A 25024-nucleotide genomic window follows, 5' to 3' on the forward strand; every position below is an offset into this window, starting at 1 on the left:
CAAGAGCAGCAGCAAGAGCGTGCGCCGATCGCGCTTTTCTCTTGCAGTTTGAGGCTTGAAGCTTGGAGCTGCTCCCGATGAACCTGTCCGGACCATTCATCAAGCGCCCGGTGGCGACCATGCTGCTTTCCTTGGCGATCATGCTGCTGGGCGGCGTCAGCTTCGGCCTGCTGCCGGTGGCGCCGCTGCCGCAGATGGATTTCCCGGTGATTGTGGTCCAGGCCAGTCTGCCCGGGGCCAGCCCCGAGGTGATGGCGTCCACCGTGGCCACGCCCCTGGAGCGCTCGTTCGGAGCGATTGCCGGGGTCAACACCATGAGCAGCCGTTCGAGCCAGGGTTCGACCCGGGTGATTTTGCAGTTCGACCTGGACCGCGATATCAACGGCGCCGCGCGGGAAGTGCAGGCGGCGATCAACGCCTCGCGCAACCTGCTGCCCAGCGGCATGCGCAGCATGCCCACCTATAAGAAGGTCAACCCGTCCCAGGCGCCGATCATGGTGCTGTCGCTGACCTCCGACGTATTGCAGAAGGGCCAGCTCTACGACCTGGCCTCGACCATCCTTTCGCAAAGCCTGTCCCAGGTGCCGGGTGTGGGTGAGGTGCAGATCGGCGGCAGCTCGCTGCCGGCGGTGCGCATCGAACTCGAACCGCAATTGCTCAACCAGTACGGCGTGGCCCTGGACGATGTGCGCAACGCCATCGCCAATGCCAACCAGCGCCGGCCCAAGGGTTCGGTGGAAGACGATCAGCGGCTGTGGCAGATCCAGGCCAACGACCAGCTGGAAAAGGCCAAGGACTACGAACCGCTGATCATCCACTACAAGGACGGCGCAGCCCTGCGCCTCAAGGACGTGGCCAAGGTCAGCGATGGCGTCGAGGACCGCTACAACAGCGGCTTCTTCAATGACGACGCGGCGGTGCTGCTGGTGATCAACCGCCAGGCCGGGGCCAACATCATCGAGACAGTGAACGAGATCAAGGCCCAGTTGCCGGCGTTGCAGGCGGTGCTGCCGGCCAGCGTCAAACTCAACCTGGCCATGGACCGCTCGCCGGTGATCAAGGCCACCTTGCACGAGGCCGAAATGACCCTGCTGATCGCCGTGGCCCTGGTGATCCTGGTGGTGTTCCTGTTCCTCGGCAACTTCCGTGCCTCGCTGATCCCGACCCTGGCGGTGCCGGTGTCGCTGGTGGGCACCTTCGCCATCATGTACCTGTACGGGTTTTCCCTGAACAACCTGTCGCTGATGGCGCTGATCCTCGCCACCGGGCTGGTGGTGGACGATGCCATCGTGGTCCTGGAGAACATTTCCCGGCATATCGACGAGGGCATCGCGCCGATGAAGGCGGCGTACCTGGGGGCCAAGGAAGTGGGCTTTACCTTGCTCTCGATGAACGTGTCGCTGGTGGCGGTGTTCCTTTCGATCCTGTTTATGGGCGGGATCATCGAGAGCCTGTTCCGCGAATTCTCCATCACCCTGGCGGCCTCGATTGTGGTCTCGCTGGTGGTGTCCCTGACCCTGACCCCGATGCTTTGCGCGCGCTGGCTCAAACCCCACGTCCCGGGCCAGGAAAACCGCCTGCAACGCTGGAGCCAGCGCAGCAACGAGTGGATGACCGAGAAGTACGCCACCAGTCTGGACTGGGTGCTGCGCCATCGGCGCCTGACCCTGCTCAGCCTGCTGCTGACCATCGGCGTCAACGTGGCGCTGTATGTGGTGGTGCCCAAGACCTTCCTGCCGCAACAGGACACCGGGCAACTGATCGGTTTCGTGCGCGGCGACGACGGCCTGTCGTTCAGCGTGATGCAGCCGAAGATGGAAATCTTCCGCCGCGCCGTGCTCAAGGACCCGGCGGTGGAAAGCGTGGCCGGCTTTATCGGCGGCAGCAACGGCACCAACAACGCCTTTATGCTGGTGCGCCTGAAACCGATCAAGGAACGCAATATTTCCGCGCAGAAGGTCATCGAGCGCATGCGCAAGGAAATGCCCAAGGTCGCCGGCGCCCAGCTGATGCTGATGGCCGACCAGGACCTGCAGTTCGGCGGTGGCCGCGAGCAGACCACCTCGCAGTATTCTTACATCCTGCAAAGCGGCGACCTCGGATCGCTGCGCGAGTGGTACCCGAAGGTGGTGACCGCGCTCAAGGCCCTGCCGGAGCTGACCGCCATCGATGCCCGCGAAGGCCGTGGCGCGCAACAGGTGACCCTGGTGGTTGACCGCGACCAGGCCAAGCGCCTGGGGGTGGACATGGACATGGTCACCGCGGTGCTGAACAACGCCTACAGCCAGCGCCAGATCTCCACCATCTATGACAGCCTGAACCAGTACCAGGTGGTGATGGAGGTCAACCCGAAATACGCCCAGGACCCGATCACCCTGAACCAGGTGCAGGTCATCACCAGCGCCGGCGCGCGGATTCCGCTGTCGACCATCGCCCATTATGAAAACAGCCTGGAAGACGACCGCGTCAGCCACGAGGGCCAGTTCGCCTCGGAAAGCATTTCCTTCGACATGGCCGAAGGGGTGACGGTGGAGCAGGGCACGGCGGCCATTGAGCGGGCCATCGCCAAGCTCGGCATGCCGGAAGACGTGATCGTCAAGATGGCCGGCACCGCCGACGCCTTCGCCGCGACCCAGAAGAGCCAGCCGTTCATGATCCTCGGCGCGCTGCTGGCGGTGTACCTGGTGTTGGGCGTGTTGTACGAAAGCTACATCCACCCGCTGACCATCCTCTCGACCTTGCCCTCGGCCGGGGTCGGGGCCTTGCTCTCGATCTACCTGCTGGGGGGCGAGTTCAGCCTGATCTCGCTGCTGGGCCTGTTCCTGCTGATTGGGGTGGTGAAAAAGAACGCGATCCTGATGATCGACCTGGCGCTGCAACTGGAGCGCCACCAGGGCCTGGCGCCGCTGGAGTCGATCCGCAGTGCCTGCCTGCTGCGGCTGCGGCCGATCCTGATGACCACCCTGGCCGCGATCCTCGGCGCCGTGCCGTTGCTGCTGAGCACCGCCGAAGGCGCGGAAATGCGCCAACCCCTGGGCCTGACCATTATTGGCGGGCTGATCTTCAGCCAGGTGCTGACCCTTTACACCACCCCGGTGGTTTACCTGTATCTCGATAAACTGCGCCATAAATTCAACCACTGGCGTGGAATACGTACCGATGCCGCTCTGGAAACGCCGCTATGACTGACTGTTCGCCTCGCAACTCTCTTGTGCGCTCCGCCCAGCGCCTGGCCCTGGCTCGTGGCTCGCGCCTGGTGAGCCTGAGCCTGAGTCTGGCGCTGCTCAGTGCCTGCGCCATCGGCCCGGATTATCAGCGCCCGCAAGTGGCTGAGCCGGCGCAGTACAAGCAGGCCGAGGGCTGGCGCCAGGCCAATCCCAGCGATGCCCTGGCCCGTGGCGCCTGGTGGGAGCTGTATGGCGATGCGCAACTCAATGGGCTGGTGGAGTCGCTGAACAGCGCCAACCAGACCGTGGCCCAGTCCGAAGCCCAGTACCGCCAGGCCCAGGCCCTGGTGCGCAGCGCACGGGGTTCGTTGTTCCCTTCGGTGGACCTGAGCGCCGGCAAGACCCGCGCCAGCCAGGGAACCGGCAGCAGCAGTTCGGGGCTGAGCAGTTCCTCCAGCGGCATCCGCGACACCTACAACAGCCAGTTGGGCGTGAGTTGGGAGGCGGACGTGTGGGGCAAACTGCGCCGTGGCCTGGAAGCCAACGAAGCCAGCGCCGAGGCCAGCTTTGCCGATCTGGCGGCCATGCGCTTGAGCCAGCAGTCGGAACTGGTGCAGAACTACCTGCAACTGCGGGTGATCGACGAGCAGAAGCGTTTGCTCGAAGCCACGGTGGCGGCGTATCAGCGTTCCCTGACCATGACCGAGAACCAGTACCGCGCCGGGGTGTCCGGCAAGGATGCGGTGGCCCAGGCCCAGACCCAGCTCAAGAGCACCCAGGCCGACCTGATCGACCTGATCTGGCAGCGCGCCCAGCTGGAAAACGCGATTGCGGTGCTGATCGGCCAACCTCCGGCCGGGTTCAGCCTGGCCGAGACCCAGAGCATCCCTACCTTGCCCCAGGTGCCCCTGAGCCTGCCGTCGCAGTTGCTGGAGCGGCGCCCGGACATCGCCTCGGCCGAGCGCTCGGTGATCGCGGCCAACGCCAATATTGGCGTGGCCAAGGCGGCCTACTACCCGGACCTGACCCTGAGCCTGGCGGGCGGCTATAGCAGCAGCACCTATGCCGACTGGATCAGCCTGCCCAACCGCTTCTGGTCGGTGGGACCCAAGCTGGCGATGACCCTGTTCGACGGTGGTCAGCGCTCGGCGGAAGTCGACCGTACCGAGGCGGTGTACGACCAGACTGTGGCCAAGTACCGGCAAACCGTGCTCGACGGGTTTCGCGAGGTGGAAAACTACCTGGTGCAGCTCAAGGTCCTGGAAGACGAGAGCGCCGTGCGCCAGCAAGCCCTCGACGCGGCCCGGGAATCCCAGCGCCTGACCGAGAACCAATACAAGGCCGGGCTGATCGCCTATCTCGACGTCGTCGCGGTCCAGGCCACGGCCCTGAGCAACGAACGCAACGTGCTGAACCTGCTGCAAAGCCGCCTGGTGGCCAGCGTCCAACTGATCGCCGCCCTGGGCGGTGGCTGGGACGGCCAGTTGCAAGCCAGCGAGCAAAAGCCCAACCCTTGAAACCGCCACGGCGGCTACAGATTTGTCCCACCGAGCCCCTGTAGCCGCTGCCCCAGGCTGCGCCGTTCCTAAAACCCGACAACCCTGCACCTGACACCCCTCCGGCGCCTGTCCGGCCCAGCGCAGCCTGGCGCAGCGGCTACAGCGAGGCTTGTTGTTTTGGGGGGCGAAGCGGCTGATTTCGAGGCATGCCCACAGGGCCCGTAAGGGCATGCCGGGCCGGAATAAAGTCTTCCGTCTGACTAATGGCGTTCTGCTCACTTTGTGAGTGCGTTCTGCCGTGCAATCAGTACAATCTGCCGCTTTGCCCACCGAGCCTGGATCCAGGCTTAACGGCTGCGAGACCCTTGATGCTCATTGGTTCCTACTCTCCCGCGCTGGTCGTCATTTCGCTGTTTGTGGCGATTCTTGCGTCCTATACCGCCCTGGATCTCACAGGGCGTATTGCCACTACCCGTGGCCTGGCGGCGCAGCTGTGGATGGTCGGCGGCGCGCTTGCCATGGGGGTGGGCGTATGGTCGATGCACTTTATCGGCATGTTGGCCTTTGAGTTGCCGATCGAGCTGGGCTACGACCTGTCGATCACCGCTTTGTCGCTGCTGATTTCCATCCTGTCCTGCGGTTTTGCCCTGTGGCTGGTGAGCCAGACGCGCCTGCCGTTCTGGCAGTTGGGTTTTGGCGCCCTGGTGATGGGGGCCGGGATCAGCGGCATGCATTACACCGGGATGGCGGCGATGCGCATGCAACCGGGCATCGACTACGATCCGACGCTGTTCAGCGCATCGCTGCTGATTGCCGTGGGCGCATCGGCCGCGGCGTTGTGGATCGCCTTCCGCCTGCGCCGCAATACCCCCCATGTGCGCCTGGTCCGGGCCGGTGCAGCGGTGATCATGGGCATCGCGATTGTCGGCATGCATTACACCGGCATGGCCGCCGCGCGGTTTGCCGATGGCAGTTTCTGCGGCGCCCTGGGCAATGGCCTGAATGGCAAGGGCCTGGATAACCTGGTGCTGATCACCACCCTGGCGGTGCTGATCATCGCCTTGCTGACCTCGGTGCTCGATGCGCGCCTGGAAGCGCGCACGGCGATCCTGGCCGAGTCGCTGACCGAGGCCAATCGCGAGCTGACCCAGCTGGCCTTGCACGACACCCTGACCAGCCTGCCGAACCGGATCCTGCTGGCCGACCGGATCGACCAGGCCATGCACCGGGTGACGCGCCAGGGTGGCTGCTTCGCCCTGATGTTTATCGACCTGGACGGGTTCAAGCCGGTCAACGATGCCTTCGGCCACCATATGGGCGACCAGTTGCTGCGGGAGGTGGCCCAGCGTTTGCGCGAGGATTTGCGCAACGAAGACACCCTGGCGCGGAACGGTGGCGATGAGTTCGTGCTGCTGGTGCAGTTGGCCGAGCCCGATGACGCCATGCGCGTGGCTGCACGCCAGGTCGGGCTGATTTCCCGGGTGTTCCGGGTGGCCGACCATGACCTGCAGATCTCCGCCAGCATCGGCATTGCCGTATACCCGGGCAATGGCCAGAACGCCCAGGAACTGCTGATGAACGCCGACGCCGCGATGTATCACGCCAAAGGCGCCGGCAAAAATGGCTACAGCTTCTTCGATGCATCGATGAACACCAACGCGCGCCGACAACTGCAACTGTTGCAGGACTTGCGCAACGCTCTGGATCAGCAGCAGTTCAGCCTGCACTACCAGCCCAAATTCGATGCGGTGAACGGCTTGCCGGTGGGTGCCGAGGCGCTGTTGCGCTGGAACCACCCGCAACAGGGGCTGCTGTTGCCGGACAAGTTCATCGAGCTGGCGGAAAAGACCGGGCTGATCATTCCGATTGGGGAATGGGTGCTCAACGAAGCGTGCCGGCAGATGCGCGAGTGGTATGTGCAGGGCTACACCGGCTGGCGTATCGCGGTAAACCTGTCGGCGTTGCAGTTCTGTCATGCCGGGTTGGTCAAGAGTGTCGCCGGTGCCTTGGCCCGCTATGAGCTGCCGGCCAACAGCCTGACCCTGGAAATCACCGAAACCACGGCCATGAGCGATGCCGATGCGAGCATGACGGTGCTGCAGCAGCTGTCGGACATGGGGGTGGACCTGTCCATCGATGATTTCGGCACCGGTTATTCCAGCCTGATGTACCTCAAGCGCTTGCCGGCCAACGAGCTTAAAATCGACCGCGGTTTCGTTCGCGACCTGGAGCACGACAGCGATGACGCGGCGATTGTCTCGGCCATCGTCGCCCTGGGCCAGGCCCTGGGTTTGCGCATCGTCGCCGAGGGCGTGGAAACCGGTGTCCAGCAGAACTTCCTGACCCAATTGGGCTGTGATTCGCTGCAAGGGTATTTCCTTGGCCACCCACTGCCCGCCGAACGTTTTATGCAAGACATCCAACTCGCCGAGCAAGCACAAAACCCGTAGCTGCTGCCGAGGAATGAGGCTGGGTGGGCTGGCCGGGTCGGGCGCCGGAGTAATCTGGAAGGAATACGGTGTAGCGGACGGCCAGGCGCCGCAGCTATGTCGGGAAGGATTGCAGTGTTGGAGAGGACCAGGCATCCACTGGGCAAAGCAGTTTTCATCGCTGCGCGCAGGGTGTTTAATTGCCCGGGTTTAAAGGATCAGCAAGGGGATTGGCCGTATGGATAAAGTCATCGTCATCACTGGCGGCGGACGGGGGATTGGCGCTGCCACGGCGGTGCTCGCCGCGCAGCAGGGCTATCGGATCTGCATCAATTACCAGGCCGACGAACAATCGGCGCTCGCGGTGTTGGAGCAAGTGCGCGCGCTGGGGGCCCAGGCCATTGCGGTCCGCGCCGATGTGAGCATCGAGGACGAGGTGATCAGCCTGTTCAACCGGGTCGACGCCGAACTGGGACGGGTGACTGCCCTGGTCAACAATGCCGGGACCGTGGGGCACAAATCCCGTCTCGACGAGATGTCCGAGTTCCGCATTCTCAAAGTACTCAAGACCAATGTCCTGGCGCCCATGCTGTGCGCCAAGCAGGCGGTGCTGCGCATGTCGCCACGCCATGGCGGGCAGGGCGGCAGTATCGTCAATGTGTCGTCGGCCGCGGCGCGCCTGGGTTCGCCCAACGAGTACATCGACTACGCCTCGTCCAAGGGCGCGCTGGACACCTTCACCCTGGGCCTGTCCAAGGAAGTGGCCGGGGAGGGGATCCGGGTCAACGCGGTGCGTCCGGGTTATATCTTCACCGACTTCCATGCCCTGAGCGGCGACGCCGACCGTGTCAGCAAGCTCGAAAGCGCGATCCCCATGGGCCGCGGCGGACGCCCTGATGAAGTGGCCGAGGCGATTATCTGGCTGCTGTCGGACAAGGCCTCGTACTCCACCGGCAGCATCATCGACCTGGCTGGCGGCCGTTGATTCGCGCTTGAGCCTGGGTGGCGACGGGCGAGCCTGGGACCGCTGCACAGCGCAGCGGGAGCCAACTCCCTCGCCACGGGCAGGCCGCTTCAGCCCAGGCGCGGCCTGCGGCTGCGGTGGCTCAGCAGCAAGGCCAGCAGCAGCCCCAGCAGGCTGATGCCGTACATCATGTGCAGGCTCAGGAAGTAGTCCAGGGTTTCACCAGGGCGCACGCAGCTGTAGCTGAAGCCCTGGCCATCCTGGGTCACGCCCGGCGCGGCACTCAGGTCTACCGCCACCTGGGGTGGCGACACTGGATCAGGGTTGCCGATATCGGTCCAGGTCTGGCTCGCCAACTGGTCGATTGCCGCCAGTTGCGTGCCGTTGCAGCGGTGGAGTGCATAACCGCCGATGATCAGTAGCGCGAATATCAGGATCAGCATCGGTATCACGTAGTAGCGCTGCGCAGGCAACACGCGCACCACCACCAGCCCTGTAATAAAGCCCGAGACCAGCAGGTTGGTCCAGATTGGCAAACTGTCGGGGATCAGCAGCATCAATGCGTAGGGCACGACCAGGCTCATCAGCAGTTTGCACAGGGCAGCCGCCAATACGGCGACCAGCAAGGGTTTGATCAAGGATTTCATGGGCAATTCATAACCTGATGAGGAAGATGGGGGTCAGTCGTGGTCGGCGGGCGAGGGGATCGGCGGCGGGCTGAAACGCCGCGCGTATTGCACCAGGTCCCGTGGGTAAATCAGGTGTTTGACCCGGCTGTCATCCAGGTCATAGAGGTAGGCGATGGCGGCCGCCTCGAAGGCCCAGTAGCCGACATACTCGCTGTCATCGACCTGCTGATGGCTGTCGAACCAGGGTGCTTGGGTGAAGGCCGGGTACCACTGGTTGCAGTATTCCTCCAGCAATTCGGCGGCTTCGGCGCGGTCCTCGGCATAGATGGCGTTGATCAGCGGCGTGTACAGTTCGTGGTACCACTCGTCCAGGTCCAACCGCTCGGCCAGGAACGGCTTGAGCAGGTCTTCCACCAGAGTGTCTTCGCCGTGATAGCCGGCGCGGTCGAACAGCGCGACGAAACGCGGCAGCAGGTCGCTGCGCTGGAGCAGGATGCACAGGCTGATGACTTGCACATATTCCTCGAATTCATGCACCGCGGACTGGATGTCGAGGGGCGCAATGTCCGGTGCCTCGAGCCAGTCGCCGAGGGCCTGCTGATGGCGCTCGTAATCAAGGATCAAGCGGTCCAGGCGCCCGGCCAGGGAGGCGATGTCGGCCCCGGCGGTGTACTCGAGAATCAGCGCGCTCAGGGTCGCAGTCTGAATTTCCAGGGCTTCCAGTTGTGGGCCCTGTTTGCCCGAATCAGGCGGCATCGGGTGTGCCAGCAACATCTGCTCGGTGCCTGCCAGGCTGTGGCGCAGGTCGTGGTACTGCTGTTGGCTGAGAAAAACCTGTCGTCTGTTCATGGGCGCTCCAGGCTTATTCAAAGATCAGCGGGGTAAAGGGGGCCCGGCGGCCTGAGGTTTCTTCGAACAACTGCGCCAGGTCCGTTTCATCGAGGTCCAGGCCCAGCTCGTCAAGCTCCTCTCGCAACTGTTCGACATCGCCCTCAACGATCTGCAACGGCAGGCGGTGATAGGGCCGCGGGTCTTCGCCGTAATACACCTTGGCCGGGCCGAAGGGCACGTCTTCGAGGCGGGCGTAGCCTTCGTCGTCGAGGCTGCCCTGGCGTTCCGAGCCATCGCTGAAGATCACCCGGTACGCCGCGCCGGACACCGGTTCCAGGTTGCTGTAGTGCAGGTTCAGTTCCAGCCAGTGGCCGCTGCCCTCGCTGCCTTGATTGAGGTTCTGGGTGGTCTTGGCGCCATCGCTGGCCCCGGCTCCCGGCAGGGCGCCGGGGCGTTGTTGGGACTGGGGCTTGAGGAATCGCGCCGGCTCCTGGCTGCCGGTATCGGCTCCCGAACTGTTGCGCTGCACGGCCACCCAGTGGTCGATGCGTTCCTGCAGGGTCTGGATCAGGAACCTGCTGTGCCCCGTGGCTTCGTTGAGGTTATGGCGGACCATGGTCTGTTGCTGCGGGGTCAGCCCGAGGAAGTGCCGGGACTGTTCCACCACCTGCTGCACCAGCAGCATGTCATCCCTCAGGCGTTGCGCGTCGAGGGTCTTCTCCAGCAACTGCTCCGGGCTGGTCTTGATCCGGCAGGCTTCGAGGCTATAGCGGATCAGATCGAACAGGCTGCGGGCATGGCGTTGGGGGGGCACGGTTGATGGCACGCAGGATCAGCTTGAGGTCCTGGCCCGGGCCGGGGATGCAGCCCACCAGGGACAAGGCCAGGTCGAAGAAAGCGTCTTCCTCGTCGTCGGCAAAACGCACCGCTTCCAGCTCGAGGATCGCCTGCACCGTGTCGTAGGCGTTGAGCTCCTGGGTCAGCAGCGGCAACCGTCCACGGTAGATGGCCTTGATCAACTGCTCCTTGGCGTCCTGATAGTCCATCAGCGACTCATCGTAGAGGTCTTCGCCCATGGCGCGCTCCATCCCTGGAAAAATTCGAGGGCGGATGCTGCCGCAATTGCCCCCGGGCTGCAAGGCCCGGTTCAGAAAGAACGGACAATCCGCCCCAGGGTTTCCATGGCCCGTTCCATGGCTTCGTCCCATGGGCTGCCGTAGTTCAGGCGGATGCAGTTCCTGAAGCGCTGGGTCGGCGAGAAGATCGGCCCCGGGGCGATGCTGATGCCTTGGGCCAGGGCCATCTGGAACAGTTTCAGCGAGTCCATTTGCGGCGGCAGTTCCAGCCACAGGAAGTAGCCTCCGGCCGGCTGGCTGACCCGGGTCTGGGCCGGGAAGTAGCGGGCAATCGCCGCGAGCATGGCGCTTTGCTGTTCTTCCAGGGCGTAGCGCAGTTTGCGCAGGTGCCGGTCATAACCGCCGTGCTGCAGGTAGTCGGCGATGGCGGCCTGGGCCGGCATCGAGGCGCACAGCGAGGTCATGAGTTTCAGGCGTTCGATCTTCTGCGCATAGCGCCCGGCAGCGACCCAGCCGATGCGGTAGCCGGGGGCCAGGCTTTTGGCGAAGGAGCCGCAGTGCATCACCAGGCCTTCGGTGTCGAAGGCCTTGGCCGGTTTCGGCGCCTGCTGGCCGTAATACAGTTCGGCGTAGACATCGTCTTCGATCAGCGGCACCTGGTGCACCCGCAGCAATTCCACCAGTTCCTGTTTCTTGGCTTCGGGCATGGTCGCGCCCATGGGGTTCTGGAAGCTGGTCATGCACCAGCAGGCCTTGATCGGATGACGCTCCAGGGTCTGCGCCAGCACCCCGAGGTCGATCCCGTCCCGTGGGTGCACGGGGATCTCCACGGCCTTGAGCTTGAGCCGCTCCAGCACCTGCAGGCTGGCATAGAAGGCCGGGGCCTCGATCGCCACCAGGTCGCCGGGTTCGGTCACGGCCTGGAGGCACAGGTTCAGGGCTTCCAGGGCGCCGTTGGTGATCAACAGTTCTTCCATGGGCAGCATCAGCCCGCCGACCATGTAGCGCAGGGCGATCTGGCGCCGCAGTTGCGGGTTGCCCGGGGACATGTCGGTGACCACCATGCGCGGGTCCATCTCGCGGCTGGCGCTGGCCAGGGAGCGGGCCAGGCGTTGCAGGGGGAACAGGGTCGGGCTGGGGAAGGCCGAGCCGAAGGGCACGGTGGTCGGGTCCTTGATCGAGTCCAGCACCGAGAACACCAGTTCACTGACGTCGACTTCGGTGGACTCGCTGACCTGGCTGCTGATCACCGGCTCCGAGAACGGGCTTGGCGCATGGGTGTTGACGAAGTAGCCGGAACGCGGCCTGGCGCGAATCAGCCCGCGACGTTCAAGCAGGTAATAGGCCTGGAATACCGTGGACGGGCTGACCCCGTAGGTCTGGCTGGCGTAGCGCACCGACGGCACGCGCTGGCCGGGGCCCAGGACTCCGGAACGGATCAGTTCGGCGATGTCCTCGGCAAATTTTTCGTAGCGTTTCATCGGTATCCCGCGATGGACTGAATTCGGATTGCTGGTGTGGCGAGGGAGCGGACTCCCTCGCCACAGAGGATCGCTTGCTCAACAAAAGCAGCGCATCTTAAGGCTCAGCGATTCAATGGCGCTACAAAACGGCTTTTGGCCACGCTGTAGACTTCGGGCTGGTCAGTGTCGGTGACTTTGAAACCGATGGTCTGCGAGCTGCTTTGCGGCTTGTCGGTGATCATGGCCACGGACACCGGGAAGTCGGTGATTTCCCCGGGCGCCAGGCTGAACTCGGTCTTGCCTTGCAGCTTGAAGCCATCGCCGTCCACCAGTTCGACGCGATAGTCCTGGCGCTGCTGGGTCTTGTTGATGACCTTGAGGCTGTAGATGTTCTCGATCTGGCCTTCGCTGTTCTCGCGGAACAGCCCACGGTCCTTGCTCACGTCCAGGGACACCATCGGCCGTTCCACCAGGGCCAGGGCCAGGGCGCCGATCATGATCACCAGCACCGCGCAGTAACCGATCAGGCGCGGTCGCAACAGGTGCGTCTTGCCGCCCTGCAACTGATGCTCCGAGGTGTATTTGATCAGGCCGCGGGGGTAATTCATCTTGTCCATGATCGAGTCGCAGGCGTCGATACAGGCCGCGCAGCCGATGCATTCCATTTGCAGGCCGTCGCGGATGTCGATGCCGGTCGGGCAGACCTGCACGCACAAGTGGCAGTCGATGCAGTCGCCGAGGCCAACGTCCGCCGGCTTGACGTCACGCTTGCGCGGACCACGGTTTTCGCCACGGGCCACGTCGTAGGAAATGGTCAGGGTGTCCTTGTCGAACATCACGCTCTGGAAGCGTGCATACGGGCACATGTGCATGCACACCGCTTCCCGCAGCCAGCCGGCGTTGATGTAGGTGGCGCCGGTGAAGAACAGCACCCAGAACAGGCTGACGCCGCCGATCTGCAAGGTCAGCAGCTCTTGGGCCAGGGGCCGGATCGGGGTGAAGTAGCCGACGAAGGTCAGCCCGGTCATCACGCTGATGCCCAGCCACAGCGTGTGCTTGGCCGCGCGTCGTGCCAGTTTGTTCGGCCCCCAGGGCGCTGCTTGCAGCTTGATCCGCTGGTTGCGCTCGCCTTCGGTGACTTTCTCGCACCACATGAACAGCCAGGTGAAGGAGCTCTGGGGGCAGGTGTAGCCGCACCAGACCCGGCCGGCGAACACGGTGATCGCGAACAGGCCGAAGGCGCAGATGATCAGCAACGCCGACAACAGGATGAAATCCTGGGGCCAGAAGGTCGCGCCGAAGATGTGGAACTTGCTTTCGGAAAGGTCCCAGAGCACCGCCTGGCGGCCGCCCCAGTTGAGCCAGACCGTGCCGAAAAACGCCAGGAACAGAAAGCCGGCGCCGGTCACGCGCAAGGTACGGAACAACCCGCTGAAGCTGCGGGTGTGGATTTGGTTGTCGCTGGATTTGGCCTTCATCTTTGGGCGTGAAGGCTCGAATGTTTCTACTAATCGGACGGGGATTCTATCGCTCATGGTCTTTCGCTCATCAGCCTCCATCAGGCCGGTGCACTATGACCATCGATCTGTTTGCATAACAGACTCAGCTATTGCATTAAAAAGCGGATCAGATGCGCCTTCGGAGGCTGCCTGCGACAACTTGCTGCACCCTGGCAAACTCCCGCTGGCGCGTGGCGCCGAGCCCTAACGCAGGCGTCGGCGCTTGTCTGTGATCCAGGTCAGTCAAATCACCGACTCACTGTCGGTGGCCTTCAGGTGCTTACGGCCGTCGGTAGCGCCTGCTACGGTCAATGCGTCGGCTTCTGCTTCGGTGATGTATACCCGCTGGCCTTGCAGCTCGACGGCGGACATGGATTTTTCACTGTCGGTGATGATGGTCACTTCGTTGGCGGGCCACTGGCCGCGGACTTCGTCGGTGTCGATGTAGCAGATCTGGTTTTCGATACGCAGGCTCATGGCGCGAGTCCTTTTTCAGGGGTGATACAGGTTAGGGCGCCGCAGCCGGGCATGGTTCGGTGCAACCGATTAATGGTCATGGTGGGTGCGGGTGCCGTTGCAACTGCACCGCACTTTTTGCCCTGGGCCGCTGTCCATCCTTGGTCGAGGGCTGCTCGCGTTCAGGTGCCGCACGCCGCCGCTCTCCACACAAATCCCCACACAAGGATCGAATCATGAACGCCTGGTGGCATGAAGTCTGGGTAACCTTGCAGGCCGAGTTCGCCGATATCGGCGATGCCAGGCAGCTGACACAAATCACCGTGCGCCTGCTGATTGCGGCGACCCTGGGTGGGATTCTCGGGTTCGAGCGCGAGCACAAGGGCAAGGCCGCCGGGGTACGCACCCATATGCTGGTGGCCCTGGGCGCTGCGTTGTTTGTGCTGGTGCCGCAGATGTCCGGGTCCCAGGCCGATGCCATGAGCCGGGTGGTACAGGGGGTGATCGCCGGTATCGGTTTTCTCGGTGCCGGGACCATTCTCAAAGGCCGGGAAGACGGCGACGAACAGCACGTCAAGGGCCTGACCACCGCCGCCGGGCTGTGGATGACCGCAGCCATCGGGGTCGCTGCGGGGCTGGGGCGCGAGGCCACCGCCGTGCTCAGCACCTTGCTCGCCCTGGGCGTGTTCAGCCTGATGCCGCGCATCGTGCGCCTGCTGGACAAACCCTAAACCTATAGCCGCTGCCGAGGCACGAAGCTGCGCTGGCCCTCAGGCCAGCGCCCGAACGCGGCCCGAGGCAGCGCGACACTGGCCTGCGAACTCAGCCGCTCAGCATCTTCAGCCTAGGTGTCTAAGCTTCATCCCCTGGGCTCGACAATCACCGGCGGCATGGTGCTGGGCGGATCGCCCTTGGGGGGCGGGGTGCTTTCGGGCGGCTCCTGTTCCGGCACCGGTTGCGGTTCGCTGGGGGGCAGGGTCGGTTGGTCGATGTTCGGATCGGGGGTTTCTGCCGGAATCGGGATATTCATCGTACTGGCCTCCTTTGTGCTTGGCTTTGCACAGGCTCATGGGGTGGACCCTGCGTGAGGCGAATTGATTCCCTGCCGTTGGCGGCGTCCGTCCGGCCGAGTTCATCCGGCGGCGCCACATTCGGCTGAACTTTTAGCGCGCTGCTCGGTTCGGAACTTAAGTCTCTGAACTTAAGTGCGCCCGTCTGGGCCACGTGTGAATACATCAGGTACAAGAGCGTCCACGGGGCGTTAAGGGGTGATGCTCGATGACTGCTGATAAACCGACTGAGCTGCACTACAACCCGCATTTACCGCTGTCACAGGCCTTGCTGCTGCCACGTATCGCCATCGAAAACACCGAGCCGGTGATCGATGGCGGGCAGTTTGCGGTCAAGGCGGTCGAGGGCGAGACCATCAACGTGCGCAGCAAAGTGTTCGCTGACGGTCACGACAAGTTGGCGGTGCGCGTGCGTTGGCGTGCCGAGGGCGATGAGGTCTGGAACAGCCGGGCCCTGGACGACCTGGGCAACAACGGCTGGGGCGGCCAGTTCAGCGTGCCGACCCAGGGCCTGTATCGATTTTGCATTGAAGCCTGGGTCGATCAGTTCGCCAGCTTCACCTACGAGCTGGAGAAAAAATTCCTCGCCGGGATTCCCGTCAGCCTTGAGTTGCAGGAAGGCCGCAACCAGGTGCAACTGGCGTTCGAACGCAGCGAGGGCGAGTTGCGCGAGCAGTTGATCGCGTTGCATCACCGGTTGTCCGGGTTGCTGGAAACCGAGCAGGTGCAGTTGTTCCTGGCCGCGGACAGTGCGGCGCTGATGGCCGAGGCCGACTATCGGCCCTACCTCAGCCTGAGCCCCGAGTACCCGCTGGACGTCGAACGCTCCCTGGCCCAGTTCGCCAGCTGGTACGAGCTGTTTCCGCGTTCGATCACCGACGATCCCCACCGCCATGGCACCTTTAATGATGTGCACTCGCGCTTGTCGATGATCCACGACATGGGTTTTGACGTGCTGTACTTCCCGCCGATCCACCCCATCGGCCGCAGTTTTCGCAAGGGGCGCAACAATTCCCTGAACGCCGGCCCCGATGATCCGGGCAGCCCCTATGCCATTGGCAGCGAGGAGGGCGGGCATGACGCCATCCACTCCCAGCTCGGCACGCGCGAAGACTTCCGGCGCCTGGTGGCCGCGGCCGCCGAGCACGGCCTGGAAATCGCCCTGGATTTCGCCATCCAGTGTTCCCAGGATCACCCTTGGCTCAAGCAGCACCCGGGCTGGTTCAACTGGCGCCCGGACGGCACCATCAAATACGCCGAAAACCCACCGAAGAAATACCAGGACATCGTCAACGTCGACTTCTATGCCGCCGAAGCGATCCCCAGCCTGTGGCTGGAGCTGCGGGACATCGTGGTCGGCTGGGTCGAGGAGGGGGTGAAGATCTTCCGCGTCGACAACCCGCACACCAAGCCGCTGCCGTTCTGGCAGTGGTTGATCGCCGATGTGCGGGCGCAGTACCCGGAAGTGATGTTCCTCGCGGAAGCCTTCACCACCCCGGCGATGATGGCGCGCCTGGGCAAGGTCGGTTACTCCCAGAGCTACACCTATTTCACCTGGCGCAACACCAAGAGTGAGCTGGCGACCTATTTCACCGAGCTCAACCAGGCGCCGTGGCGCGAGTGCTTTCGGCCCAATTTCTTCGTCAACACCCCGGACATCAACCCGGCCTTCCTCCATGAGTCAGGGCGCCCGGGGTTCCTCATCCGTGCCGTGCTGGCAACCATGGGGTCGGGGCTGTGGGGCATGTACTCGGGGTTCGAGCTGTGCGAAGCCGCGCCGGTGCCGGGCAAGGAGGAGTACCTGGATTCGGAGAAATACGAGATCCGCCCCCGGGACTTCACCGCGCCGGGCAACATCATTGCCGAGATCGCCCAACTCAACCGCATCCGCCGCCAGAACCCGGCGTTGCACAGCCACCTCGGGCTGACGATCTACAACGCCTGGAACGACAACATCCTGTACTTCGGCAAGCGCAGCGCCGATGGCAGCAACTTCATCCTGGTGGCGGTCAGCCTCGACCCGTTCAACGCCCAGGAAGCTCATTTCGAATTGCCACTCTGGGAGTTGGGCCTGCCCGACGACGCCCAGACCCAGGGTGAGGACCTGATGAACGGCCACCGCTGGACCTGGTACGGCAAGACCCAGTGGATGCGCATCGAACCGCACCAGCCGTTCGGCATCTGGCGCATCAGCAGCCCTTGATCCCGCCTGCCCGGTGCTGGCGCAACCCGCGCGAGCACCGAGAGCAGTGCCAGGGGGAGGTTGACGACCTTCGCGCAGTATCCGGACCCATCACATTTTCAGGAGTTTCCAATGGCGAAGAAGCCCAGACCAGCCACCTTTATCAATGACCCGCTCTGGTACAAGGACGCGGTGATTTACCAAGTGCACGTGAAGTCCTATTTCGACTCCAACAACGATGGCGTCGGTGACTTCCCGGGCCTGATCGCCAAGCTCGACTACATCAAGGAGCTGGGGGTCAACACCATCTGGCTGCTGCCGTTCTACCCGTCACCGCGCCGCGACGACGGCTATGACATTGCCGAGTACCGTGGGGTCAGCGCCGACTACGGGACCATGGCCGACGCCAAGCGTTTTATCGCCGAGGCCCACAAGCGCGGGCTGCGGGTGATTACCGAGCTGGTGATCAACCACACTTCGGACCAGCACCCCTGGTTCCAGCGTGCGCGCAAGGCCAAGAAGGGCTCCAAGGCCCGGGACTTCTACGTCTGGTCCGATGACGATCAGAAGTACGACGGCACGCGGATCATCTTCCTCGACACCGAAAAATCCAACTGGACCTGGGACCCGGTCGCCGGCCAGTACTTCTGGCACCGCTTCTATTCCCACCAGCCGGACCTCAACTTCGACAACCCGCAGGTGATGAAGGCGGTGCTGTCGGTGATGCGCTATTGGCTGGACATGGGCATCGACGGCCTGCGCCTGGACGCCATCCCCTATCTGATCGAGCGCGACGGCACCAATAATGAAAACCTGCCGGAGACCCACGTGGTCCTCAAGCAGATCCGCGCCGAGATCGACGCCAATTACCCGGACCGCATGCTCCTCGCCGAAGCCAACCAGTGGCCCGAAGACACCCAGCTGTATTTCGGCGATGTGAAGGGCGACAACGGCGATGAATGCCACATGGCCTTTCACTTCCCGCTGATGCCACGCATGTACATGGCCCTGGCCCAGGAAGATCGCTTCCCGATCACCGACATCCTGCGCCAGACCCCGGAGATTCCCGCCAACTGCCAGTGGGCGATCTTCCTGCGCAACCACGATGAGCTGACCCTGGAGATGGTCACCGACAAGGAACGCGACTACCTGTGGAACTACTACGCCGCCGACCGGCGTGCGCGGATCAACCTGGGTATCCGCCGGCGCCTGGCGCCGCTGATGGAGCGCGATCGTCGGCGCATCGAACTGCTCAACAGCCTCCTGCTGTCGATGCCGGGCACACCGACCCTGTATTACGGCGATGAGATCGGCATGGGCGACAACATTTACCTCGGCGACCGCGATGGCGTGCGCACGCCTATGCAATGGTCCATCGACCGCAACGGCGGCTTCTCCCGCGCCGACCCGGCCAGCCTGGTGCTGCCGGCGATCCAGGACCCGCTGTATGGCTATCAGTCGGTCAACGTCGAGACCCAGGCCGGCGATCCACACTCGCTGCTCAACTGGACCCGGCGCATGCTGGCGGTGCGCAAGCAGTCCAAGGCCTTTGGCCGGGGCAGCTTGAAGATGCTGTCGCCGAGCAACCGGCGGATTCTGGCCTACACCCGTGAATACACCGGGGTCGACGGCAAGCACGAAATCATCCTCTGCGTGGCCAACGTCTCGCGCAGTGCCCAGGCCGCGGAGCTGGACCTCTCGGCGTTCGCCGGCATGGTTCCGGTGGAGATGCTGGGGGGAAATGCCTTCCCACCCATCGGCCAGCTGAATTTCCTGCTGACCCTGCCGCCGTACGGTTTCTACTGGTTCGTGCTGGCGGCGGAAAACCAGATGCCGAGCTGGCACGTGGAGCCGGCGCAAAGCCTGCCTGATTTCAACACCCTGGTGCTGAAAAAACGCCTCGAAGAATTGCTCGAAGAGCCGGCACGCACCACCCTGGAGCAAACGGCGCTGCCGACCTGGTTGCCCAAGCGTCGCTGGTTCGCCGGCAAGGACAGTGCGATCGAAGGCGTGCGTATCGCCTATGGCGTGCGCTTTGGCGATCCGCAGCATCCGGTGCTGTTCAGCGAACTGGAGGTCACCAGTGGCGGCCAGGTCGGGCGTTATCTGCTGCCTTTCGGCCTGCTGGGCGAAGACCAGTTCGGCGCGGCCTTGCCCCAGCAACTGGCCCTGGCCCGTGTGCGCCGGGGGCGCCAGGTCGGCCTGATCACCGATGCCTTCGCCCTCGACAGTTTTGTGCGCAACGTGCTGCTGGCACTGCAAGCCAATACGGTGCTGAGTTCGACCCAGGGCGAGATTCGCTTCGAGGCCACCGAGCTGCTGGCGGGCCTGGGCCTGAATGCCGAGTCCGAGGTGCGCTACCTGTCGGCGGAGCAGTCCAACAGTTCGGTCGCGGTCGGCGGCAGCCTGGTGCTCAAGCTGATCCGCAAGGTCGCCGCCGGGGTGCACCCGGAACTGGAAATGGGCGCCTACCTGACGGCCGCCGGCTTCGCCCATATTTCACCCTTGCTGGGTTCGGTGATCCGCCGGGACGAGCAGGGCCAGGACAATCTGCTGATGATTGCCCAGGGCTACCTGAGCAATCAGGGCGATGCCTGGGAGTGGACGCAGAACAATCTGGAACGGGCGATCCGCGACGAGATGGCCGAGGTGATTTCCGAGCAGCAACAGCACTACAACGCCCTCGGTGAACTGCAGGACTTTGCCGGCATGCTCGGCCAGCGCCTGGGCGAAATGCACCAGGTGCTCGCGGCGCCCAGCGACAACCCGGACTTTGCCCCGCTCAAGAGCACGGCCAAGGACGCCCAGGCCTGGGGCAAGCAGATCAGCGCCCAGCTCGAGCGGGCCCTGCAATTGCTCAAGCAGCATGAAAATAACCTGGAACCTGCCGATCGGCAGCGGGTCAGTCAATTGCTGCAAGGGAAGAAGGCGATCCTGGCCTATGTGCAAACCCTGGCCAAGCAGGCCATCGGTGGTTTGCGCATCCGGGTCCATGGCGACCTGCACCTGGGACAGGTGCTGGTGATCAAGGGCGATGCCTACCTGATCGACTTCGAAGGCGAGCCGGCGCGGCCGCTGGAAGAACGCCGCGGCAAGCACAGCCCGTACAAGGATGTGAGCGGCGTCCTGCGTTCGTTCGACTACGCGGCGGCGATGGCGCTGAATGTGCAAGGGGTGGATAGCTCGGAGCAAGCCCTGGCCAGCCGGCAACGGGTGACCGAACGCTACCTGGCCCAGGCGCGCGAAGCGTTTGTCGAGGCCTATCGCCTGGCAACGGCTAATCTTGCTCATGCCTGGCAGGACAGCGCCGGTGAAGAGGCCTCGCTGTTGTTGTTCGGGCTGGAGAAAGCGGCCTATGAAGTGGCCTATGAGGCCGAGAATCGTCCCGGCTGGTTGGCCGTGCCGTTACGCGGCCTGGTCGGGCTGTTGAGTGCAGTGCAACCCTTTTCCGATACAGCGAGTAGTGGAGAGCAGTCATGAGTTTCTCGAACAAGGAACAGGGTCGGACCGAAGCGGTGTTGCTCCCCAGTGCGAAAGACATCGAAGCGCTGGTGCGCGCCGAACACCATGATCCATTTTCCATTCTCGGCCCCCACGATGACGGGGCCGGTGGGCAGTTTATCCGCGCGTTCCTGCCCGATGCCCTGAGTGTGCAGGTGCTGGCCCGGGACGGCGGCGAAGTCCTCGGCAGCCTGGAGACCGGCCCGGTGCCGGGGCTGTTTCTCGGGCACTTCGCCCAGGCCCGGGATTACCTGCTGCGTATCCAGTGGGCCGGTGGCGAGCAGGTCAGCGAAGACCCCTACAGCTTCGGTCCGCTATTGGGGGAGATGGACCTGTATCTGTTCGCCGAAGGCAACCACCGCGACCTCAGTTCGTGCCTGGGCGCGCAGTTGAAAACCGTGGACGGCGTTGATGGCGTGCGCTTCTCGGTCTGGGCGCCGAATGCGCGGCGGGTGTCGGTGGTGGGTGATTTCAATATCTGGGACGGGCGCCGGCATCCCATGCGCCTGCGCCATCCGTCCGGGGTCTGGGAGTTGTTTATCCCGCGCCTGCAACCGGGCGAGGCCTACAAGTACGAGATCCTCGGCGCCGACGCGATCCTGCCGCTCAAGGCCGACCCCATGGCCCTGGCCACCCAGCTGCCGCCGGACACCGCGTCCCGGGTCGCCGCGCCGCTGAGCATCGATTGGCAGGACGGCGAGTGGATGCAGGCCCGTGGCGAGCGCCAGCGGCCTGACGCGCCCTTGTCGATCTATGAGCTGCACATCGGCTCCTGGCAATGCGAGGTCAACGACCTGGGGGAAGTCGCCCGCCAATACAACTGGCATGAACTGGCTGAGCGGGTGATCCCCTATGTTCAGGACCTGGGCTTTACCCATATCGAGCTGATGCCGATCATGGAGCACCCCTTTGGCGGCTCCTGGGGTTATCAGCCGCTGTCGCAGTTCGCCCCCAGCGCGCGCTACGGTTCGCCAGATGATTTCGCGGCCTTCGTCAACGCCTGCCACCAGGCCAATATCGGGGTCATCCTCGACTGGGTGCCGGCGCATTTCCCGACCGATGCCCATGGCCTGGCGCAATTCGACGGCACCGCGCTGTACGAATACGGCAACCCCCTGGAAGGCTTTCACCAGGATTGGGACACCCTGATCTACAACCTGGGGCGCACCGAAGTCCACGGCTTCATGCTGGCTTCGGCGTTGCACTGGCTCAAGCATTTCCACGTCGACGGCCTGCGGGTCGATGCCGTGGCCTCGATGCTCTACCGCGACTATTCGCGCAAGGCCGGCGAGTGGGTGCCGAACCGTCACGGCGGCCGGGAAAACCTGGAGGCGATCGACTTCCTGCGCCACCTCAATGACGTGGTGGCCCTGGAAGCGCCGGGCGCTTTGGTGATTGCCGAAGAGTCCACCGCATGGCCCGGGGTCAGCCAGAGTACCCAGCAGGGCGGCCTGGGGTTTGCCTACAAGTGGAACATGGGCTGGATGCACGACTCCCTGCATTACATCCAGCAGGACCCGGTGTACCGCGCCCACCACCACAACGAGCTGAGTTTTGGCCTGGTGTATGCCTGGTCCGAGCGGTTTATCCTGCCGATCTCCCACGATGAAGTGGTGCACGGCAAGCATTCGCTGATCGACAAGATGCCGGGCGACCGTTGGCAGAAATTCGCCAACCTGCGGGCCTACCTGAGTTTCATGTGGGCCCATCCGGGCAAGAAGCTGCTGTTCATGGGCTGCGAGTTCGGCCAGTGGCGCGAGTGGAACCACGATCAGCAACTGGACTGGTACCTGCTGCAATATCCGGAGCACCGTGGGGTGCAGAAGCTGGTGGGCGACCTCAACCGCCTGTACTGCCAGGAGCCAGCGCTGCACGACCAGGACGATGCACCCCAGGGCTTCCAGTGGCTGATTGGCGATGACGCGATCAACAGCGTGTATGCCTGGTTGCGCTGGAGCAAGGACGGCAAGCCGTTGCTGGTGGTGGCCAACTTTACCCCGGTGCCGCGTCAGGCCTACCGCATCGGCGTGCCGTTCGCCGGGCGTTGGAGCGAAGTGCTCAACAGCGATGCCGAGACCTACGCCGGCTCGAACTACGGCAACTCCGGCGGCGCCTTCACCGAGGACGTCGCCAGCCATGGCCAGGCGCTGTCCCTGGTGCTCAACCTGCCGCCGTTGGCCGTCCTCATCCTGCGCCCCGAAGCCTGACCGTCGTCGCAGCCTCGCGCAGCGGTAGCCGCTGCCGCAGGCTGCGCCGGCCGTCATGGATACGGAGATAGTCCAGACCTGCCTCGGCGTCCATCAGGGCCAGCGCAGCCTCGCGGAGCTAGGCAGCGGCTATAGGGTTGCAGCGGCTACCCGCTGGCCGTCATGGCGTTCAGAGGTGGATTTCGACGGACAGGGGCAGGTGGTCCGAGAGGTGAGTCCAGGGTCGGTTGCCGAGGATTTTCGGTTCATGGCTGCTGGCGTTGCGCAGGTAGACCCGGTCCAGGCGCAGCAGGGGAAAGCGCGCCGGGTAGGTCTTGGCCGGGCGGCCGTTGTGGCGTTCGAAGGCTTCGTGCAGGTCGGCGCGTTTGGCCAGGGTGGCGTTACCGTGCAACTGCCAGTCGTTGAAGTCGCCGGCGATGATCACCGGCGCATCTTCCGGCAGGGATTCGAGCAATTGGCAGAGCAGGGCCAGTTGCAGTTGCCTGTGGCTCTCCAGCAGGCTCAGGTGCACGCAGATGGCATGCACCTCGGCGTGCCCCGGCACCTCCAGCACACAGTGCAGCAGGCCACGGCGCTCGGGGCCGGTGATCGACACATCGAGGTTGCGAAACTGCCGGATCGGGTACTTGGACAGCAACGCATTGCCGTGGTGGCCATCGGGGTAGACCGCATTGCGCCCATAGGCGAAGTCGCTCCACATGCTGTCGGCAAGAAACTCGTACTGCGATTGCTGCGGCCAGTTTTCATGGCGCGACGCGTGCCGGTCATGTTCGCCCAGCACTTCTTGCAGAAACACCAGGTCGGCACCGGTGCTGCGTACTGCCTCGCGCAGTTCCGGCAGGATGAAGCGGCGGTTGAAGGCGGTGAAGCCTTTGTGGGTGTTGACCGTCAGGATCCGCAACCGGTGGATCGCAGGGGCCTGGTCCTGGGGGGCGGACTCAACGGGGCGCCCGGGGGGATGACTGCTCACGCTCACTCCTTTTGATCAGTGCCAGTTACTTATGCGACTGATAGCGCGCCCGTCAGTTCAGGTTTTTCATGGGTTGCCTGGCCCCGTGGCTACATCAGGATGATCTCGTAGGGCTGGCGCAGGCGCTCCAGCAGCACCGCCGACAGTGCCGGAGCCAGGCCGATCTTCGGGTCGCCCTGCAACTGGCTGGCATAGGCGTGGGCGGCATGCCGCTTGCGGGCCACGGTCCAGGTGTCCAGGCGCAGCTTGCGCGCGCGCGGCCAGGGGATCTGGTACTCATCGCGCAGGGCCCGGTGCCAGACCCCGACCGGCAATTCAAAGTGACGTGCCCCGACCTGGGCTGCGGCCTTGGCGGTGGCACGGCCGACGGCTTCGTGATCGGGCGGGCCGTCTTCGCACCAGGTGCTGAACACCACGTCGTCGTGGCGCAGGTAGCGGCTGATGAACTGGCTGAGCTGATGCTCGCGGGCGGCGAGGGCGTTATCGGTAAAGCCGCCGCGGATCCACTTCAGGCTGTGCAGGGGCAGGCCCAGGCGCCTCAGGGCCTCGGCGCTTTCCTGGGGGCGGAACACGCTCAGGCGGCGCTCCGACCACAGTTCCGAGCCCGGGTGGCTGGCGCTGCCATCGGTGACGGAAATCAACTGCAAGGGGTGCCCGTGGTGCGCCAGCACTTGCAGCAGGCCGCCGCTGGCGATGACTTCATCCCCCGGGTGTGGGGCGACGACCACGGCCCGGGCGCCGGCGGGCACCAGGCTGGCGAGGTGAATCGGCGGCACGTCGACCAGTTGCCGCGTACCGTTCCAGATCTGGTTCGGCCAGCGGTTTTCTATAACGGGTATGGATTTCATCGGTGTCACATCCCTGTTCCTGGCAGTCTGCGGCAGCACATCTGGCGCTGGCCGGCAGCCTTGGGTTCGCACGCACGCCAATGTGTCGACGACAGTTTGGCGTGAAGTACCGGCGCTCCAGACCTTGGATTGCCGTATTTGCGCGGGGGCAATCATACACAGCCCGCTCGCGCCTACGCAGCGCCGTGGCGGTTTTTTCTCCGGCACGGCATGCGGTTTTCACCATAGTCGGT

At 64.0% G+C, this 25024-nt stretch carries 18 protein-coding genes; 8 read left to right on the plus strand and 10 right to left on the minus strand.

Translation table 11 applies throughout. From position 1 onward, the window contains the following. Positions 1 to 77 precede the first annotated feature (77 nt). From MF4836_RS22445 to MF4836_RS22460, 4 genes are all read left to right on the plus strand, one after another. A complete protein-coding gene (locus MF4836_RS22445) occupies positions 78 to 3185 on the plus strand; it encodes an efflux RND transporter permease subunit (RefSeq protein WP_078472112.1) in 3108 nt (1035 codons plus the stop codon). Then, a complete protein-coding gene (locus MF4836_RS22450) occupies positions 3182 to 4684 on the plus strand; it encodes an efflux transporter outer membrane subunit (protein WP_078472113.1) in 1503 nt (500 codons plus the stop codon). The genes MF4836_RS22445 and MF4836_RS22450 overlap by 4 nt, the downstream gene beginning before the upstream one ends. A gap of 350 nt (positions 4685 to 5034) precedes the next feature. After that, the gene (locus MF4836_RS22455) at positions 5035 to 7116 is read left to right on the plus strand and encodes a putative bifunctional diguanylate cyclase/phosphodiesterase (protein ID WP_078472114.1); all 2082 of its coding nucleotides are present in this window, start codon (positions 5035 to 5037) and stop codon (positions 7114 to 7116) included. 217 nt (positions 7117 to 7333) lie between these two features. Continuing rightward, on the plus strand, positions 7334 to 8080 hold the full coding sequence (locus MF4836_RS22460; RefSeq protein ID WP_078472115.1) for an SDR family oxidoreductase: 747 nt from the start codon (positions 7334 to 7336) through the stop codon (positions 8078 to 8080). A gap of 89 nt (positions 8081 to 8169) precedes the next feature. On the opposite strand, the gene MF4836_RS22465 is transcribed toward MF4836_RS22460, so the two are convergent. From MF4836_RS22465 to MF4836_RS22490, 7 genes are all read right to left on the minus strand, one after another. Next, entirely contained in the window at positions 8170 to 8706 is a 537-nt protein-coding gene (locus tag MF4836_RS22465; RefSeq protein ID WP_238596174.1) for a hypothetical protein, read from the minus strand. Between the two features lie 33 nt (positions 8707 to 8739). Next, positions 8740 to 9537, minus strand: coding sequence for a PoNe immunity protein domain-containing protein (locus MF4836_RS22470; RefSeq protein WP_078472117.1), 798 nt, complete (start codon positions 9535 to 9537; stop codon positions 8740 to 8742). 13 nt (positions 9538 to 9550) lie between these two features. Further along, entirely contained in the window at positions 9551 to 10333 is a 783-nt protein-coding gene (locus MF4836_RS22475; RefSeq protein ID WP_238596175.1) for a hypothetical protein, read from the minus strand. Beyond that, positions 10284 to 10595: a hypothetical protein gene (locus MF4836_RS35865; RefSeq protein WP_238596176.1), complete on the minus strand. Its 312-nt coding sequence runs from the start codon at positions 10593 to 10595 to the stop codon at positions 10284 to 10286. The genes MF4836_RS22475 and MF4836_RS35865 overlap by 50 nt, the downstream gene beginning before the upstream one ends. A gap of 71 nt (positions 10596 to 10666) precedes the next feature. Continuing rightward, complete coding sequence (mapR, locus tag MF4836_RS22480) at positions 10667 to 12076, minus strand: GntR family transcriptional regulator MpaR (protein WP_020300422.1); 1410 nt, start codon at positions 12074 to 12076, stop codon at positions 10667 to 10669. Positions 12077 to 12180: 104 nt separating this feature from the next. Then, the gene (ccoG, locus tag MF4836_RS22485) at positions 12181 to 13593 is read right to left on the minus strand and encodes a cytochrome c oxidase accessory protein CcoG (RefSeq protein WP_078472118.1); all 1413 of its coding nucleotides are present in this window, start codon (positions 13591 to 13593) and stop codon (positions 12181 to 12183) included. A gap of 207 nt (positions 13594 to 13800) precedes the next feature. Continuing rightward, positions 13801 to 14034 carry a DUF3203 family protein gene (locus tag MF4836_RS22490; RefSeq protein ID WP_078472119.1) on the minus strand — a complete coding sequence of 78 codons (234 nt, stop codon included), beginning with the start codon at positions 14032 to 14034 and terminating at the stop codon, positions 13801 to 13803. A 215-nt stretch (positions 14035 to 14249) separates the two neighbouring features. On the opposite strand from MF4836_RS22490, the gene MF4836_RS22495 reads away from it, so the two are divergent. After that, positions 14250 to 14744, plus strand: a complete 495-nt coding sequence (locus tag MF4836_RS22495; RefSeq protein ID WP_078472120.1) for an MgtC/SapB family protein — start codon at positions 14250 to 14252, stop codon at positions 14742 to 14744. Between the two features lie 128 nt (positions 14745 to 14872). On the opposite strand, the gene MF4836_RS35615 is transcribed toward MF4836_RS22495, so the two are convergent. Beyond that, complete coding sequence (locus tag MF4836_RS35615) at positions 14873 to 15043, minus strand: hypothetical protein (RefSeq protein ID WP_020300426.1); 171 nt, start codon at positions 15041 to 15043, stop codon at positions 14873 to 14875. Positions 15044 to 15291: 248 nt separating this feature from the next. On the opposite strand from MF4836_RS35615, the gene MF4836_RS22500 reads away from it, so the two are divergent. From MF4836_RS22500 to glgB, 3 genes are all read left to right on the plus strand, one after another. Then, entirely contained in the window at positions 15292 to 17286 is a 1995-nt protein-coding gene (locus MF4836_RS22500) for an alpha-1,4-glucan--maltose-1-phosphate maltosyltransferase (protein ID WP_078472121.1), read from the plus strand. Positions 17287 to 17397: 111 nt separating this feature from the next. Next, positions 17398 to 20745, plus strand: a complete 3348-nt coding sequence (treS, locus tag MF4836_RS22505) for a maltose alpha-D-glucosyltransferase (protein ID WP_078472122.1) — start codon at positions 17398 to 17400, stop codon at positions 20743 to 20745. Continuing rightward, positions 20742 to 22973, plus strand: coding sequence for a 1,4-alpha-glucan branching protein GlgB (gene glgB / locus MF4836_RS22510; RefSeq protein ID WP_078472123.1), 2232 nt, complete (start codon positions 20742 to 20744; stop codon positions 22971 to 22973). Before treS ends, glgB begins: the two co-directional genes overlap by 4 nt. A 169-nt stretch (positions 22974 to 23142) precedes the next feature. Here the strand turns inward: glgB and MF4836_RS22515 are convergent, their stop codons facing one another. Together MF4836_RS22515 and MF4836_RS22520 are read right to left on the minus strand one after the other, a co-directional pair. Beyond that, entirely contained in the window at positions 23143 to 23943 is an 801-nt protein-coding gene (locus MF4836_RS22515; RefSeq protein ID WP_078472124.1) for an endonuclease/exonuclease/phosphatase family protein, read from the minus strand. Between the two features lie 89 nt (positions 23944 to 24032). After that, the gene (locus tag MF4836_RS22520) at positions 24033 to 24791 is read right to left on the minus strand and encodes a PIG-L deacetylase family protein (protein ID WP_078472125.1); all 759 of its coding nucleotides are present in this window, start codon (positions 24789 to 24791) and stop codon (positions 24033 to 24035) included. Between the last annotated feature and the right edge of the window lie 233 nt (positions 24792 to 25024).

The organism is Pseudomonas sp. MF4836, from assembly GCF_002018875.1.
In the GTDB taxonomy this organism is placed as follows: domain Bacteria; phylum Pseudomonadota; class Gammaproteobacteria; order Pseudomonadales; family Pseudomonadaceae; genus Aquipseudomonas.

Coding starts and splice junctions, on each gene's coding strand:
- MF4836_RS22445 (WP_078472112.1), top strand. CDS start 78: ATGAACCTGTCCGGACCATTCATCAAGCGCCCGGTGGCGACCATGCTG.
- MF4836_RS22450 (WP_078472113.1), top strand. CDS start 3,182: ATGACTGACTGTTCGCCTCGCAACTCTCTTGTGCGCTCCGCCCAGCGC.
- MF4836_RS22455 (WP_078472114.1), top strand. CDS start 5,035: ATGCTCATTGGTTCCTACTCTCCCGCGCTGGTCGTCATTTCGCTGTTT.
- MF4836_RS22460 (WP_078472115.1), top strand. CDS start 7,334: ATGGATAAAGTCATCGTCATCACTGGCGGCGGACGGGGGATTGGCGCT.
- MF4836_RS22465 (WP_238596174.1), bottom strand. CDS start 8,706: ATGAAATCCTTGATCAAACCCTTGCTGGTCGCCGTATTGGCGGCTGCC.
- MF4836_RS22470 (WP_078472117.1), bottom strand. CDS start 9,537: ATGAACAGACGACAGGTTTTTCTCAGCCAACAGCAGTACCACGACCTG.
- MF4836_RS35865 (WP_238596176.1), bottom strand. CDS start 10,595: ATGGGCGAAGACCTCTACGATGAGTCGCTGATGGACTATCAGGACGCC.
- mapR (WP_020300422.1), bottom strand. CDS start 12,076: ATGAAACGCTACGAAAAATTTGCCGAGGACATCGCCGAACTGATCCGT.
- ccoG (WP_078472118.1), bottom strand. CDS start 13,593: ATGAGCGATAGAATCCCCGTCCGATTAGTAGAAACATTCGAGCCTTCA.
- MF4836_RS22490 (WP_078472119.1), bottom strand. CDS start 14,034: ATGAGCCTGCGTATCGAAAACCAGATCTGCTACATCGACACCGACGAA.
- MF4836_RS22495 (WP_078472120.1), top strand. CDS start 14,250: ATGAACGCCTGGTGGCATGAAGTCTGGGTAACCTTGCAGGCCGAGTTC.
- MF4836_RS35615 (WP_020300426.1), bottom strand. CDS start 15,043: ATGAATATCCCGATTCCGGCAGAAACCCCCGATCCGAACATCGACCAA.
- MF4836_RS22500 (WP_078472121.1), top strand. CDS start 15,292: ATGACTGCTGATAAACCGACTGAGCTGCACTACAACCCGCATTTACCG.
- treS (WP_078472122.1), top strand. CDS start 17,398: ATGGCGAAGAAGCCCAGACCAGCCACCTTTATCAATGACCCGCTCTGG.
- glgB (WP_078472123.1), top strand. CDS start 20,742: ATGAGTTTCTCGAACAAGGAACAGGGTCGGACCGAAGCGGTGTTGCTC.
- MF4836_RS22520 (WP_078472125.1), bottom strand. CDS start 24,791: ATGAAATCCATACCCGTTATAGAAAACCGCTGGCCGAACCAGATCTGG.